Here is a 15,329-nt window from a genome sequence, read left to right as displayed (position 1 = left end):
CGCGGCCACCCGCTTGGTGTCGGTGTCGCTCTTTGCGAGGTATTGATGACCATCTGGCTGTTGCAACTCGTGCTGGTGATCGCGCTCTGCAACCTCTGCGGCCGCCTTGCCGAACGGCTCGGCCAGTGCGCGGTGGTCGGCGAGATCGCGGCCGGCCTGCTGTTGGGGCCTTCGCTGTTCGGCGTGATCGCACCGAGTTTCTACGACCTGTTGTTCGGCCCACGTACGCTGTCAGCCATGGCGCAAGTCGGCGAAGTCGGCCTGATACTGCTGATGTTTCAGATCGGTCTGCATATGGAGTTGAGCGAGACGCTGCGCGGCAAGCGCTGGCGCATACCTGTCGCGATCGCGGCGGGCGGGCTCATAGCGCCGGCCGCGATCGGCATGATCGTCGCCATCGTCTCGAAAGATACGCTCGCCAGCGACGTGCCGGCGCTGCCCTACATACTCTTTTGCGGTGTCGCACTTGCGGTATCAGCGGTGCCGGTGATGGCGCGCATCATCGACGACCTGGCGCTCGGCGCCATGGTCGGCGCACGGCACGCAATGTCTGCCGCGATGCTGACGGATGCGCTCGGCTGGATGCTGCTGGCAACGATTGCCTCGCTATCGAGCGGGCCTGGCTGGGCATTTGCGCACATGCTCGTCAGCCTGCTCGTGTACCTGGTGCTATGCGCGCTCCTGGTGCGCTTCGTGGTGCGACCGGTGCTTGCGCGGCTCGCCTCGACTGCGCATGCGACGCGCGACCGCTTGGCCGTGTTGCTCTGCTTTGTAATAGCCTCGGCACTCGCGACGTCGCTGATCGGATTCCATAGTGCATTTGGCGCACTTGCGGCGGCGCTGTTCGTGCGGCGCGTGCCCGGCGTCGCGAAGGAGTGGCGCGATAACGTCGAAGGTTTCGTCAAGCTTGTACTGATGCCGGTGTTCTTCGCGTGTGCGGGGCTGCATGCGTCGGTCGGCACGATAGACGACGCGGCATCATGGATGTGGTGCGGGGTATTCCTCGTGGGCGGATTCATCGGCAAGTTCGGCGGCAGCTATCTGGGCGCGCGTGGCACTGGGCTGGCGCCACACGATGCGATGCTGGCGAGCTCGTTGATGAATACGCGCGGGTTGATGGAGCTAATCGTCCTGTCAATCGGCCTGCAGATGCAGATTCTTCCGCCAAAGGTCTACACGATCCTCGTGGTGTTCGCGCTGGTGACGACGGCGCTGACCGCACCGCTGGTTCGATTCACGCTGCGCATGCAAACACGCGCAATGAGCCAACAGGCCGCCTGAGCCAGCTTGAGGGGAGAGCTCACCATGAATGCTGCCACCGAAACCAAAGTTCACGATTTGCTCGATGCCGAGGGCCGCGATGTCCGCGATGCCCGTGAACTGCGCAACGTGCTGGGGCAGTTTGCTACCGGTGTGACCGTGATCACCACCCGCACCGCAGACGGCCGCAACGTCGGTGTGACGGCCAACTCGTTCTCCTCACTGTCGCTGTCACCGGCGCTGGTGCTCTGGAGCCTGGCACGCACGGCACCGAGCCTGAAGGTCTTTTGCTCGGCGAGCCACTTCGCCATCAACGTACTGGGCGCGCACCAGCTCCACCTGTCGGAGCAGTTCGCACGGGCAGCAGCCGACAAGTTCGCCGGTGTAGCTCATTCCTATGGCAAGGCGGGAGCCCCGGTGCTGGACGATGTGGTGGCAGTGCTGGTGTGCCGCAACGTCACCCAGTACGAGGGCGGTGACCACCTGATCTTCATTGGCGAGATCGAACAATACCGCTACAGCGGTGCAGAACCGCTGGTCTTCCATGCAGGCCAGTACCGGGGGCTAGGGAGCAATAGAGCAGAAAGCGTCCTCGAGCACGAATAGCCCGGCTCATGTGATCTTTTGCCGGGAAGGATCACTGATCCAGGTGCCCCTTGATGTGGCAGCAGCTCAACCTCAGTGGCTCGCTGCGCAGCGCCCCAGCGAACAACCAGCCCGACCAGCCAAGCGCCCGCGACAGCTATTTGTAGTTTCCCTCCTCCTCCTCCTCCTCCTCTGAAGTCGATCCGACACCCACGCCAGGAAATGAATAATCACTATTGGGTTTGTGCCCAATGAGAAAGCCCTTGTAGTACGTTTTTTTCGAATGCCTTAGGCCCTTGAAGCCTGGCCATCCCAGCGCGAGGCTTGCCCAGGCGCTGCTGATTGAGGCTCACAAAATGCATTTGATAATCATTTGCAATCAAGGATAGAATCCCGCCCCCTCGTCTGATCCCGCCTTGAATGATCGCCGCCGTGTCTTATCTCAGCGATAAACTCGAGCTCTACCTTTCCCACCGTACCGCGCTGGTCGACTATTCGGCGCCCATTGTCGGTTGTCGGGCTCAAGCCGAAGAAGTGGTCCAGGAGGCCTGGCTGCGCTTCTGCGGCCAGGCCGATAGCGCCGCCCAGCCGAGCAACCCGGTGGGCTACCTGTACCGCATCGTGCGCAACCTGTCCTTTGACCTGCTGCGGCGCTCGACCCTGGAAAATCGTCATCCCGATGGCGCCGATCTGCTGAACGAGCTGCCCTCGAGTACGCCATCACCGGAGCATCAGGCGCTGCACAGCGACCAGTTGCGCCTGCTGCAAGATGCGCTGGCACTGCTGCCGGAGCGCACGCGCCGGGCCTTCCACATGCACCGCCTGCAACACCTGACCTTCCAGGAAATTGCCGCTGAGCTGAAGATCTCCTCCAGCTTGGCGCACCAGCTGGTGCGTGACGCACTGACCCACTGTGCGGAGCACCTGGCCGATGACTGATACCCCCTTGCCTCAACCTGTATCCGGTTCACTGAAGGACGACCCCGTGTGGCAGGCGGCGATGGATTGGCTGCTGCAATGCCACTCGGCGCCGGATGACGCCTTGCTGCAACAGGCCCATGCGCGCTGGCTGGCCGCTGACGAGCGCCATGCTGTCGCCTGGCGCAAGGCCGAGAAAGTCTGGTTGCTCAGTGGCGGCCTGGCGCCGCTGGAACCACCCGTGCCCCAGCCTTTGCCCACCCCGCTCCGGGCTCGGCGCAACAGGCCGCGGCGGGCACTGAAGGCGCTTGCACTGGCAGCCTGCCTGCTGTTGCTGGCCGGGCCGACACCACCGACCGCCCATACCAGCCCAGCCGGCGAGCACCGACAAGTGCTCTTGAGTGACGGCAGCCGTATTGAACTGGGCAGCGACAGCGCTATTCGAGTGGACTTCGAACCCGGTACGCGGGCGGTCACCCTGCTCAGGGGGCAGGCGTTCTTCGAGGTCAGCCACGATGCCTCGCGCCCGTTCACGGTGCAGGCTGCGGACGTCAAGGTCAGGGTCATAGGGACCGCGTTCGACGTGGACCTCAGCCGCACCGCCGTGGTGGTAGCCGTACAGAGCGGCGCTGTCCAGGTTCGCGATGGGCGCGGCGAACTCGCGGTGCCGGCCCTGGGCCCGGGCGATAGCCTTCGCCTTGGCCTGGACCAGGGCCCGCCGCAGCGCGGTCGGCTATTGCCTGGCCAGGTTGCCCCCTGGCGCCAGTGGCAGTTGCTGGTCAATGACCGGCCACTCTCCGAGGTGGTTGAAGCGCTGCAGGACTATTACCCCGGTGTACTGCTATTGACGGACCCTGCTCTGGGCGAGCGGCGCATCACCGCTTCGCTGAACCTGCGCTCGCCAGTCAGCGCACTGCAACTGGCGATCGCTCCGTTGGGTGGGCATCTGCGGCAATGGGGCCCCTACCTCACGCTGATCCGCAAAGAGCCGCAAGTGCCGGCAAAACAATAAATTTCAAAATTTTCTGGAAGTTCTCGATCGCCGTTCGTTTATTGCCCCGCTGAGTTAATCATAATTATTCTCATTAGCATGTGCGTATTGTTCGCACTGAACGGGGAGTTCACCAGAGCATGTCCATTTTCCCCCAACAGGGACTTCAGGGTTGCCGACGCAGTGCGCGGCTGTTGTGGCTGTCAGTGGGGCTGGCGGTGTCCCTGCCGGCCTTGGCCAGTGACCATCGGACACGGCATAGCATCGACATCGCACGCCAGCCGTTAAGCACGGCGCTGATGGCGCTGGCACAGCAGACCGGCCTGCAGATCAGCGTCGAGAGCCAACTGCTGCTCAACCTGAACGCTCCGGCGGTGCAGGGCGAACTGAGCGCCGAGCAGGCGCTGGCGAAGCTGCTCAAAGGCAGCCAGCTGGAGTGGATCTACATCGGTGACGACGCGCTGATGGTGCAACGGGCGACTCGCCCGCGTACCGACCCGGTCCGCCTGGGCAATACCAAGGTGCCTGGCGAGTTGTCGCTGCCCCAGGGTGAAACCCGAGTGGACCGCGCGACGATCGAAGCAATGCCGGCGGGCAATGGCGACATCACCAGCCTGTTGCGCAGCCATCCCAACGTGCAGTTCGACGACGCTCAGCTGAGCAGCAAGACCCCTGGCGAAATCGGCCCGGCCAACATCAGCATCAACGGGGCGCAGTTCTACCAGAATGCCTTCCTGGTCGATGGCATCAACATGAACAATGACATCGATCCGGCCGAATACCGGGTGCAATTGCTGGACGCGGTACCGGGGCGCAGCCAGGGCCTGGCACTGGACACCGACCTGCTGGAGAACATCACGGTCCTGGACAGCAACGTGCCAGCGGCCTATGGCGGCTTCAACGGTGGCGTCATCGATGCACAGACCCGTGCACCGACCCAGGCGCTGCACGGCAAATTCTCGGTGCAGACCACCCGCTCCGCCTGGACCCAATATCACGTCGACGAAAGCGAAGAACAACGCATGGAAAACTCGGGCTCTCCCGACGAGCAGCCCAAGTTCGACAAGGTCACCGTTCGTGGCACGCTGCAGGGCCACCTGACCGACAATTTCGGCCTGCTTGGCAGCTTCAGCCAGAAGCGCTCGACCATCCCCCTGGGTTTCTACTCCTACAACAATGTCGAGGAGATGGGCTTTCACGAGGAGAAGCAGCAACGGCGCATCGACAACTACTTCCTCAAGTCGGTATGGAAAGCCAGCGATCAACTCACTGTTGAGACCAGCGTGACCCATGCCCCCGAGGAGAGTCACTACTTCCGTGCCAACGTGGCCAACTCGGGTTATGACAACAAGGCCGGCGGCACCCAAGTGAACCTGCGCACCGTCTGGGATGGCGACCTGGCGCGCGTCGAACAGAACCTGGCGTGGAGCGGCCAGGAACAGAGCCGCCAATCCGACTCCGCCGATTACTGGACCTGGCGCAAGTCGGCCACCAAGGATTGGGGCATCGGCAACAAGGCCACCTCCAATACCCTTGAAGGCGGTTGGGGTGATATCGAGCAGCAGCAACGTACCTGGCAGTACAAGCTCAATGCCGACTGGCGCAGCGTCGACTGGCTGGGCATGACTCACCGCCCGCAGACCGGCCTGGAGTTCTCCCGCCAGTACGTGCGCTACGAGCGCCTGACCGACAGCAGCACCTATGTCACACCCGCGGCCACCACCACCTGCACCAACAGCTCCGGGGTTACCGACAGCGTCGCCTGCAACATCGGCCAGACCCTGAACGGCTGGGCGGGCCAGTACATGAAAAGCCGTACCCGCTATGCCACTGGCGAATTCGACTTCACCACCACCTCCTGGGGCAGCTGGCTGCAGGACGAGATCACCCTCGGCCAACTGACCTTGCGCCCCGGCGTACGCGTGGACAGCGACGACTACATGGACAAGACCACCTGGGCGCCGCGCTTCTCCCTGGAATATGACCTGTTCGGTGACCGCACCACCTTGCTCAATGCCGGCGTCAACCGTTACTACGGGCGCAGCGTCAGCAGCTGGCAGCTGCAGGACGGGCGCAACCGCCTGCGCTTCAACGAAACCCGCGACAGCCTGGACAAACCCTGGGTGGTCAAATCCAACGCGGCCAACCAGGTGCGCTTCAATCAGCTGGACATCCCCTACGACGACGAGCTGATGCTGGGCGTGGTGCAGCAATGGGCCGGGGTCGAATATGCCCTCAAGTATGTCAATCGCAAGGGGCGCGACCAGGTGGTTCAGGTGTCCGGCAAGACCTTGGGCGAGCCCTCCACGGACCCGACGCTGGCGAGCAACTACACCACCTACACCAACGACGGCAAGAGCGAGACCGACACCTACACCCTGACGGTGACACCGTTGCAGCGCTGGACACTGCTGGGCACCCAGACCGGCGGGCAACTGGCGCTCAACTGGACCGACAGCAAGGCCTCCGCACCGACCTACGTCGCGGCCGAGAACCTGTACTACCAGAACAGCGTCATCCAGTACCAGGGCAGCTTCATCAATTATGACGACCGCCCGGCCAGCAACTTCAACCGGCCCTGGACGGCCCGCCTGACGACCATCACCGAGATCCCCCAGGCCAATCTGCAGTGGAGCAACTTCTGGCGCTACCGCGCCGGCTACAAGCGCATTGGCGACACGGGGCGCAATGTGGACTACATGGGCACCTCGGTGGATGTCTGGGAGGAACAGAAATTCCAGGCGGCGCTGACCTGGGACACGCGCCTGGGCTGGCGTATTCCCACCGCCAGGGACCAGAACGTGTTCATCAATGTCGACGTTTTCAACGTGCTCGACAAGAAGTCGGTCAATGCCAACCAGACGGTCAACAGCAACTCGGTCTCGACCTATGAGGTGGGCCGCCAGTACTGGCTCGAAGTCGGATACGCGTTCTGAAATGCGCCGGTCCCTGAAGAGCCTGCAGATCATGCTCGGCATGGTGCTGGTGATTGGCCCGCAGCACGTGCTGGCCTGCGCCACGAGCGAACCGTCTTGCCTGCGCGAGTTGTACAGCCACCCCCCCGCGCAGTGGCCGGCGCCGCAGGTGGATGCCGGCGTGGCCTGGCAAGAGCTGGGCCCCTTGCCCGAGCGGGCGCCGTCCCCGGCGTACAACCCCTACACGCAGCAGAAGGCCGATCTGGGCCGCCGGCTGTTCTTCGACCCGCGCCTGTCGCGTTCGGGGCAGATTGCCTGCGCCTCCTGCCATGAACCGGACCTGGGGTTCGCCGATGGGCGTCGGGTTTCGTTCGGGCATGACCGTGCCGCGGGCCGGCGCAATGCACCGAGCCTGGTGGCCAGCGGCCTGGCCAAGAGCCTGTTCTGGGACGGGCGCGCCGACAGCCTGGAGATGCAGGCCCTGATGCCGGTCGTCGACCCCAAGGAGATGGCCTTCAGTGTCGCGCAACTGGTGGCCCGGCTGCGTGACACCACGGACTACCCGGCACAGTTCGCCCAGGTATTTCCCGGACAGGCGCTGGGTGCCGAGCAAGTGGCGGCGGCATTGGCGACTTATCAGCGTGGCCTGCTGCGGGTTGCCCAACGCACCCCCTTCGAGCGTTTTCTACGGGGGCAGGCGAAGGCGCTCAGCGACCAGCAATTGCAGGGGCTGCACCTGTTTCGCACCAAGGCACGCTGCATGAACTGCCACTTCGGCCCGGGGATGCAGGACGACCGCTTCCACAATGCAGGCCTGACCTTCTATGGGCGCCTGCGCGAAGACCTCGGGCGCTATGAAGTCACCGGGCTGGCGCAGGATGTCGGGCGCATGCGCACACCTTCACTGCGGCTGGTGAGCCATACCGGCCCCTGGTTTCACAACGGGCTGGCCAGCAGCCTCGATCAGGTGCTGTTGTTCTACAACGCAGGCATGCCCAGGCCCGTACCCAAGGAGGGGCAGCTGCAAGACCCGCTGTTTCCCGTGACGTCGGCGCAATTGAAGGTATTGGAGCTGGACCGGACCGAACTGAAGGCACTGAAGGCTTTCCTGGAGGCCCTATGAGAGGTTGGCCGCGGCGGCTGCACATCGGTGTGGCCACACAGGGCCAGCGCCAGGGACTTGATCACCTCCTGCCCGCTGCGGATACCGCTGTCGAGCCAGACTTCGAGGCGCTGGGCAACAGGCGCCTGGCGGCAGCGGGCCGGCGGCTGGCGATCTAAAGAGTTCGTAAAGACTGCCCGCCCGCCCCTCCCGGCACCTGGCAAATGCGCTTCAATAGCCTGCAAGCCAAGCCTGAAGCTCCCGGAGAAGCCCATGAGCAAAGTCGCCCGCTATCTGCAGGTCGAAGACATCCTCCTGGCGGTCAATGTCACGAACAAGCAGCGCCTGTTCGAGCAGGTCGGCCAGCACCTGCAAGAGACCCGGCAACTGCCGGCGGAGTGGGTGGCCGCCAGCCTGTGGCGCCGGGAGCTGGCCGCCAGTACCGCCATCGGTGAAGGGGTGGCGGTGCCCCACGCGCGGCTCGCCGAGCTCGATCGCATTCATGCGCTGTACCTGCGGCCGCAGACCGCCATGGCCTTTGCCGCCCCGGACCAGCAGCCGGTCAGCGATATCCTGGTGCTGCTGGTGCCCGCTCCCGCCGATCAGCAGCACCTGGACCTGCTGGCCGACACCGCACGGCTGTTTACCAACCCGCGGTTTCGCCAGGCCCTGCTGCGCTGTACTGCACCGACGCAGGTCAAACAGCTGTTCGATCACTGGTAGCTTGACCCAGACACCTGCTCCAGCACGCAATACCCATTTGCCGCTCCCCCCGCGGCAAATGGGATAGCCCAAGCCCCACCGATCACCTTCCGGCACAAGATTTCATCTATTGGCGGTTAGCCGACTCATCCATTAACGTTCATTACACCTCGCGCAGCCCAGCGCTTGAGGGGGTGCCTGCCCTGCCGTCGCGCCGCTCTCCATATTCCTGTTGAACTCACTCACTGATTGCTCAATTAGAGAGAATATGAACAAGCCACAGCTGCTGCCTGTAGCCACTGGCGGCCGGCGTCCTCACAGGGACGAAGGTACCGGTCGAAAATCCTCTGGGCACCTGTCTCTTCTGTTGCTTGCCCGCTCGTCCCTGAACCTGATCTGCATCGCAGCCCTCGCCAGCTGCGCCGTGGGGCCGGATTTCAGCCGCCCGGAACTGAGCCGGGACGCCGGCTACAGCGCCACGCCCCTGCCGCCCGGCACCGTCACGGCGGGGGTCGCCGCCGGTGGCGCGGCGCAGCGACTGGTGAACGGCATGGACATTCCCGGGCAGTGGTGGACGCTGTTCCGCTCGCCGCAACTCGATGCCCTGGTGCAGGAAGCGCTGCAGGCCAACCCGGATATCGACGCCGCCCAGGCCGCGCTGCGCCAGGCCAATGAACTGCTGTACGCCGAACAGGCGTCGCTGTTTCCCTCCCTCAGCGCCTCGGCCTCGAAAACCCGCGAGAAGGTGTCCGCCGCCAGCGCCCTGGGCTCCAGCGGCGGTGCGGCAGCGGCCGGGGGCTCTGCGGCGCAGATCTTCACGGTCAACTCGGCGTCCCTGAGTGTGTCCTACGCCCCCGACGTGTTTGGCGGCACCCGCCGGCAGATCGAGGCCAGCGGTGCCCAGGCCGACTACCAGCGCTACCAGCTGGAGGCGACCTACCTGACCCTCACCGCCAACCTGGTGAACACCGCCATCAGCCTGGCCTCGATCCGTGACCAGATCGCCGCCACCGAAACCGTGATTCGCCTGCAGAGCGACCAGCTCGACCTGCTGCAGGCCCAGCGTCGACTGGGTGCCATCGGCGACAGCGATCTGCTGACCCAGCAAGCGACCCTGGCCCAGACCCGCGCCACCCTGCCGCCCTTGCAGAAACAGCTGGCCCAGACCCGCAACCAGTTGCAGGCCTACCTGGGTCGCTTCCCCAGCCAGGACCGTGGCGAACACTTCCAGCTGGCCTCCCTGCACCTGCCCGAGGAACTGCCCCTGAGCCTGCCTTCGGCCATCGTCGAGCAGCGGCCCGACGTGCGTTCCGCCGAGGCCCAGTTGCATCAGGCCAGCGCCGATATCGGCGTGGCCATCGCCAACCAGTTGCCGCAGTTCAGCATTACCGGTTCCCTGGGCTCCACGGCGCTGGCGGGCACCAAACTGTTTTCCTCCGGCACCGGGGTCTGGAGCCTGGCCGGCTCCATCGCCCAGCCGCTGTTCGACGCCGGCGCCCTGGAGCATCGCAAGCGCGCCGCGGTGGCCGCCTATGAGCAGGCCGCAGCGCGCTATCGCGGCACGGTGATCACCGCCTTCCAGGACGTAGCCAATGCCCTGCGTGCCCTGCAGGCCGACGCCGAGGCCCTGCAACAGCAAGTGCTGGCCGAGACCGCCGCGCGCCAGAGCCTGGACCTGGCCCAGGCCCAGTACCGCCTGGGCGCGGTGGGCTACCTGAACCTGCTGACCGCGCAGCAGACCTACCAGAACGCGATTGTCAGCCGGGTGCGGGCCCAGGCCGCCCGCTACAGCGACACCACGGCGCTGTTCCAGGCCCTGGGGGGCGGCTGGTGGCAGCGCCAGGATGTCGATCCCGACAGCCTCGGCAGCCCCGATCGTTTCGGCTGGCCGTCGCTCAAGGAGATGTACCCGCCGCCCGCCGCCCAGCACCGCGAACAGGCTCAAGCCAGCCAGTCGGGCCGGCTCCAGGGGCCGGCAGCCGCCGCGCCGTCCACTCGACCTGCAACCTTGCCTTAAGTGAGATCCGCCATGGCCGATGTCCACTCCAGCCCCTCCCCTGCGCACCCCGGCGCGGCCCCCCAGGCGCCGCGCAAGCGCCGGCTGCTGCGGCCGATGCTGATCATGCTCGGCGTGGTGCTGCTGATCGTCGCGGTGATCGGCGGGGTCAAGTTCGCGCAGATCTCCAAGCTGATCGCCCAGGCCAAGGTGCCCCTGCCGCCCGCGGTGGTTACCGCCCTCAAGGCCCAGTACGAAGAGTGGCAGCCCAGCGTCTCCGCGGTGGGCTCGATGAAGACCGTGCGCGGGGTGGACGTGACCACCGAGGTCGGCGGCATCGTGCGCAGCATCGGCTTCAAGCCCGGCCAGGAAGTGGCCGCCGGCGACCTGCTGGTGCAGTTGAATGCCGACTCCGACATCGCCCAGTTGCACTCCCTGGAAGCCACCGCGGCCCTGGCCGGTACGGTGCTCAAGCGCGACCGGGCGCAACTGAAGGTGAGCGCGGTGTCCCAGGCCCTGGTCGAGGCCGACGAAGCCGACCTCAAGGCCAAGCTGGCCGCTGCCGAACAGCAGCGCGCGCTGGTGGCGAAGAAGAGCATCCGCGCGCCCTTTGCCGGGCGCATCGGCATCACCGCGGTCAACCCCGGGCAATACCTCAACCCGGGGGACAAGATCGCCAACCTGCAGACCTTCGACCCGATCTACATCGACTTCAACGTGCCCCAGGCCCAGGTGCAGCAGGTGGCCCTGGGCCAGAGCGTCACGGTCAGCGCCGACGGCCTGCCCAAACAGACGTTCACCGGCCGGGTCAGCTCCATCGACACCCAGTTCGACCCCAACACCCGCAACGTCACGGTGGAAGCCACCATCGACAACCCCAAGCGCAGCCTGGTGCCCGGCATGTTCGCCCGGGCCGTGGTGGCCTCCGGCGGCACCCAGCGTTACCTGACCCTGCCCCAGACCGCGGTCACCTATAACCCCTACGGCACCACGGTGTTCATCGCCAGCCAGAAGAACAACGACCAGGGCGACGCAGTGCTCACCGCGCAGCAGACCTTCATCGAAACCGGCCCCAACCGTGGCGACCAGGTGGCGGTGCTGTCAGGGGTCAAGGAAGGCGACCTGGTGATCACCAGCGGCCAGATGAAACTCAAGAACGGCTCGCCGGTGAAAGTCGACAACAGCCACGCGCCGCGCAACGATCCTTCGCCGACGCCGCAAGAGCACTAGGGCCCGCCATGAACTTCACCGATACCTTTATCAAGCGTCCGGTCTGGGCCGTGGTGGTCTCGCTGTTCATCCTGATCCTGGGCCTGCGCTCGATCTTCGAGCTGCCGGTGAACCAGTGGCCGCGCACGGAAAACACCGTGGTCACCATCAGCACCTATTACTACGGGGCCGACGCCGCCACCGTGGCCGGTTTCATTACCCAGCCCCTGGAGGCCGCCATCGCCCAGGCCCAGGGCATCGACTATCTGTCGTCCACCAGCATCACCGGGCTCTCCACCATTACCGCGACCCTGCGCCTGAACTACGACTCCAGCAAGGCGCTGACCGAGATCAACACCCAGGTCAACTCGGTGAAGAACCAGTTGCCGGCCCAGTCCCAGGAACCGGTGCTGACGGTAGCGGTGGGCCAGACCACCGACGCCATGTACCTGGGGTTCTACAGCGACACCCTGGCCACCAACAACATCACCGACTACCTGGTGCGGGTGGTCAAGCCCAAGCTCGATTCCCTGGAAGGCGTGCAGACCGCAGAGATCCTCGGCGGCCGCCAGTTCGCCCTGCGGGCCTGGCTCGACCCGGACAAGCTGGCGGCCCACAACGTCACCGCCCAGGACGTGGCCACGGCCCTGGGCAACAACAACTACCTGTCCGCCGTGGGCTCCACCAAGGGGCAGATGATCACCGTGGACCTCACCGCCGGCACCGACCTGCACACGGTGGACGAATTCAAGCGCCTGGTGGTCAAGCACAACGGCGACGCCCTGGTGTACCTGGAGGACCTGGGCAACGTCACCCTGGGGGCGGAAAACTACGACAGCAGCGTGGCTTTCTCCGGCAAGCGCTCGGTGTTCATCGGCATCAAGGCAGCGCCCACCGCCAACATCCTCAACGTCGCCGACAACGTGCGCAAAGCCTTCCCCGAACTGCAATCGCAACTGCCGGCCGGGGTGCGCGGCGAGATCGTCTACGACTCCACGGCCTTCATCAACACCTCGATCTTCGAGGTGGTGAAGACCCTGGTGGAAGCCATGATCATCGTCTCGGTGGTGATCTACCTGTTCCTCGGCTCGTTCCGTGCGGTGATCGTGCCTCTGGTGGCGATCCCGCTGTCGCTGGTGGGCACCTTCTTCGTCATGTACCTGCTGGGTTATTCCATCAACCTGCTGACCCTGCTGGCCCTGGTGCTGGCCATCGGTCTTGTGGTGGACGACGCCATCATCGTGGTGGAAAACGTCGACCGGCATATCAAGGAGGAAGGCCGCGGCGTACTGGAGGCGGCGCTGCTGGCGGCCCGCGAGCTGGGCGGCCCGATCATCGCCATGACCGTGGTGCTGATCGCCGCCTACGTGCCCATCGGCCTGCGCAGCGGCCTGACCGGGGCGCTGTTCAAGGAGTTCTGCTTTTCCCTGGCCGGCGCAGTGACGGTGTCGGCGGTGATCGCCCTGACCCTGTCGCCAATGATGACCTCGCGGCTGTTCAAGAGCGGCCAGGAGGAAGGCCGGTTCGCCAAGCGCCTGGACCGCTACTTCGACTGGCTGCGGGGGCGCTACCACCGGGTGCTGGCGGCCGGGCTGGATAGCTGGCCGGTGCTGGTGACCTTCGGCTTCCTGCTGTTCGTGCTGGTGGCCGCCAGTGGCCTGACCGCCAAGAGCGAGCTGTCGCCCACCGAGGACCAGGGCCTGGTGTTCATGCAGATCAAGGGCGCGCCCACCGCCTCGCCGCAGCAGATGGAGTGGATTGCCGACCAGGCGTTCCAGATCGCCAACAAGGAGCCCGAGTACCTGCAGATGTTCCAGCTCACCGGCCTGCCCTCGCTGAACCAGGGCCTGGGCGGGGTGCTGCTCAAGTCCTGGGAGGATCGTGACCGCTCCCAGGCGCAGTTGATCCTCGACCTGCAACAGAAGTGGAACCAGGTGCCCGGCGCCACCATCGCCGCCTTCCCCCTGCCCTCGCTGCCCGGCGCCCAGGGCCTGCCGGTGCAGTTCGTGATCAGCACCACCGAGTCGGTGGCCAACCTCAACGAGGTGGCCCAGGCGGTACTGGCCGAGGCCACCAAGCAGCAGCTGTTCTGGTTTTCCGACCTGGACCTCAAGCTCGACAAGCCCCAGGCCAAGCTGGTGGTGGACCGGGAAAAGATCGCCGCCCTGGGCATGACCCAGGCCGACGTCGGCGCCGCGCTCTCGGCGGCCCTGGGGGGCAACTATGTGAACTACTTTTCCACCGCCGGGCGCTCCTACAAGGTGATCCCCCAGGTGCTGCAGGTGGACCGGCTGAACCCCGAACAGATCCTCGACTACTACATCCGTACCCCGTCGGGGGCGATGATTGCAGCGCGCACCGTGGCCCATATCGAAACCTCCACCGAGCCTGAGTCGGTCAACCACTTCCAGCAGCTCAACTCGGCGACCCTGTCCGGGGTCAGCGGCGTGTCCCAGGGCGAGTTGCTGGCCCGGCTCAAGGGCATTCTGGAACAGGTGGCGCCGTCCGGTTACTCCAGCGACTACGCCGGCGAATCACGGCAGTTCATCCAGGAATCGGGGGGGTTCGTCGGCCTGCTGCTGTTCTCGATCCTGATCGTCTACCTGGCCCTGGCGTTCCAGTTCGAGAGCTACCGCGACCCGGTGGTGATCCTGTTCTCGGTGCCGCCGGCGCTGTTCGGCGCCCTGGCCTTCATCACCATGGGGTTCGCCTCGATCAACGTCTACACCCAGGTCGGGCTGGTGACGCTGCTGGGGCTGATCACCAAGCACGGGATCCTCATCGTGCAGTTCGCCAACCAATTGCAGCGCGCCGGACACAATAAGCGCGAAGCCATCGAAGAAGCCGCCGCGGTGCGCCTGCGGCCGATCCTGATGACCACCGCGGCCATGGTCCTGGGGGTGGTGCCGCTGGTCTGGGCTTCCGGCGCCGGCGCGGCGGGCCGCCACGACATGGGCCTGGTGATCTTTGCCGGGCTGTCCATCGGCACCCTGCTGACCCTGTTCATGGTGCCGGCCATGTACCTGTTCATTGGCAGTACGCACTCTGCCGCAAGCATCGAGAACCGGGGGGCGCAGGCGGATGCCGGAGCTTCCGACAGCGCCTGAACCCCTGCTCGATCGAAACCGCCGGGTATCAGGCCGGCACGCCCAGGATGATGTGGGACGCCTTGATCACCGCCGTGGCGCTGACGCCCGGGGCCAGGCCCAGTTCGGTCACCGCATCGCGGGTGACGATGGAATACACCTGGCTGCCGCCGCTGAGCTCCAGCACCACTTCGGCGTTGACCGCACCATCGGTGACGCTGATCACCTTGCCCTGCAGGCAGTTGCGAGCGGACAGGCGGATGCCCTCGGCATCGGTCATGAGCATCACCCAGGGTGCCTTGACCAGGGCCAGGGCCTCGGTGCCCGGGGCGATGCCCAGGCTACGCAGGCTTTGCAGGGTCACCACCGCCACAAGTTGCTCGCCGCCCTCCAGGGACAGCACCACCTCGGCGTTGACCGAACCCTCTTCCACCTGGCTGACCCGGCCTTTGAACACGTTGCGTGCACTGACTTTCATGTTGCATTCCTTTTATTGACTGCGGGGTTAGGATCGCCCGGCATGATCCGGGCGCACGTTGTGGAGAAACAACCATAGCGCCCGCCA

General features: G+C 65.2%; 11 protein-coding genes. 10 read left to right on the top strand and 1 reads right to left on the bottom strand.

The annotated features are described in order from the left end of the window. Nucleotides 1–45: 45 nt before the first annotated feature. The 10 genes from BM382_RS00400 (at nucleotide 46) to BM382_RS00355 (ending at nucleotide 14,785) form a co-directional block, all read left to right on the top strand. On the top strand, nucleotides 46–1,281 hold the full coding sequence (locus tag BM382_RS00400) for a cation:proton antiporter (protein ID WP_011061885.1): 1,236 nt from the start codon (nucleotides 46–48) through the stop codon (nucleotides 1,279–1,281). Between the two features lie 24 nt (nucleotides 1,282–1,305). Next, the gene (locus BM382_RS00395) at nucleotides 1,306–1,866 is read left to right on the top strand and encodes a flavin reductase family protein (protein WP_072441288.1); all 561 of its coding nucleotides are present in this window, start codon (nucleotides 1,306–1,308) and stop codon (nucleotides 1,864–1,866) included. A 399-nt stretch (nucleotides 1,867–2,265) separates the two neighbouring features. Further along, on the top strand, nucleotides 2,266–2,784 hold the full coding sequence (locus tag BM382_RS00390; protein WP_011061887.1) for a sigma-70 family RNA polymerase sigma factor: 519 nt from the start codon (nucleotides 2,266–2,268) through the stop codon (nucleotides 2,782–2,784). Continuing rightward, nucleotides 2,777–3,775, top strand: a complete 999-nt coding sequence (locus BM382_RS00385) for a FecR family protein (protein ID WP_225368693.1) — start codon at nucleotides 2,777–2,779, stop codon at nucleotides 3,773–3,775. The genes BM382_RS00390 and BM382_RS00385 overlap by 8 nt, the downstream gene beginning before the upstream one ends. A 119-nt stretch (nucleotides 3,776–3,894) precedes the next feature. Continuing rightward, a complete protein-coding gene (locus BM382_RS00380) occupies nucleotides 3,895–6,690 on the top strand; it encodes a TonB-dependent receptor (protein WP_072441285.1) in 2,796 nt (931 codons plus the stop codon). A 1-nt stretch (nucleotide 6,691) separates the two neighbouring features. Further along, nucleotides 6,692–7,792: a cytochrome-c peroxidase gene (locus tag BM382_RS00375; RefSeq protein ID WP_072441281.1), complete on the top strand. Its 1,101-nt coding sequence runs from the start codon at nucleotides 6,692–6,694 to the stop codon at nucleotides 7,790–7,792. Between the two features lie 252 nt (nucleotides 7,793–8,044). After that, entirely contained in the window at nucleotides 8,045–8,494 is a 450-nt protein-coding gene (locus BM382_RS00370) for a PTS sugar transporter subunit IIA (RefSeq protein WP_072441278.1), read from the top strand. A 247-nt stretch (nucleotides 8,495–8,741) separates the two neighbouring features. Then, nucleotides 8,742–10,490: an efflux transporter outer membrane subunit gene (locus tag BM382_RS00365; protein WP_139187229.1), complete on the top strand. Its 1,749-nt coding sequence runs from the start codon at nucleotides 8,742–8,744 to the stop codon at nucleotides 10,488–10,490. A gap of 96 nt (nucleotides 10,491–10,586) precedes the next feature. Further along, a complete protein-coding gene (locus tag BM382_RS00360; RefSeq protein ID WP_170866310.1) occupies nucleotides 10,587–11,699 on the top strand; it encodes an efflux RND transporter periplasmic adaptor subunit in 1,113 nt (370 codons plus the stop codon). A gap of 8 nt (nucleotides 11,700–11,707) precedes the next feature. Beyond that, nucleotides 11,708–14,785 carry an efflux RND transporter permease subunit gene (locus tag BM382_RS00355; RefSeq protein WP_072441272.1) on the top strand — a complete coding sequence of 1,026 codons (3,078 nt, stop codon included), beginning with the start codon at nucleotides 11,708–11,710 and terminating at the stop codon, nucleotides 14,783–14,785. A gap of 28 nt (nucleotides 14,786–14,813) precedes the next feature. Here the strand turns inward: BM382_RS00355 and BM382_RS00350 are convergent, their stop codons facing one another. Continuing rightward, complete coding sequence (locus tag BM382_RS00350; protein ID WP_015636050.1) at nucleotides 14,814–15,242, bottom strand: TOBE domain-containing protein; 429 nt, start codon at nucleotides 15,240–15,242, stop codon at nucleotides 14,814–14,816. Nucleotides 15,243–15,329 lie beyond the last annotated feature (87 nt).

It is taken from the genome of Pseudomonas sp. NFPP25 (genome assembly GCF_900116505.1).
GTDB lineage: Bacteria > Pseudomonadota > Gammaproteobacteria > Pseudomonadales > Pseudomonadaceae > Aquipseudomonas > Aquipseudomonas protegens.
This window is presented reverse-complemented; position numbering and strand designations above follow the sequence as displayed.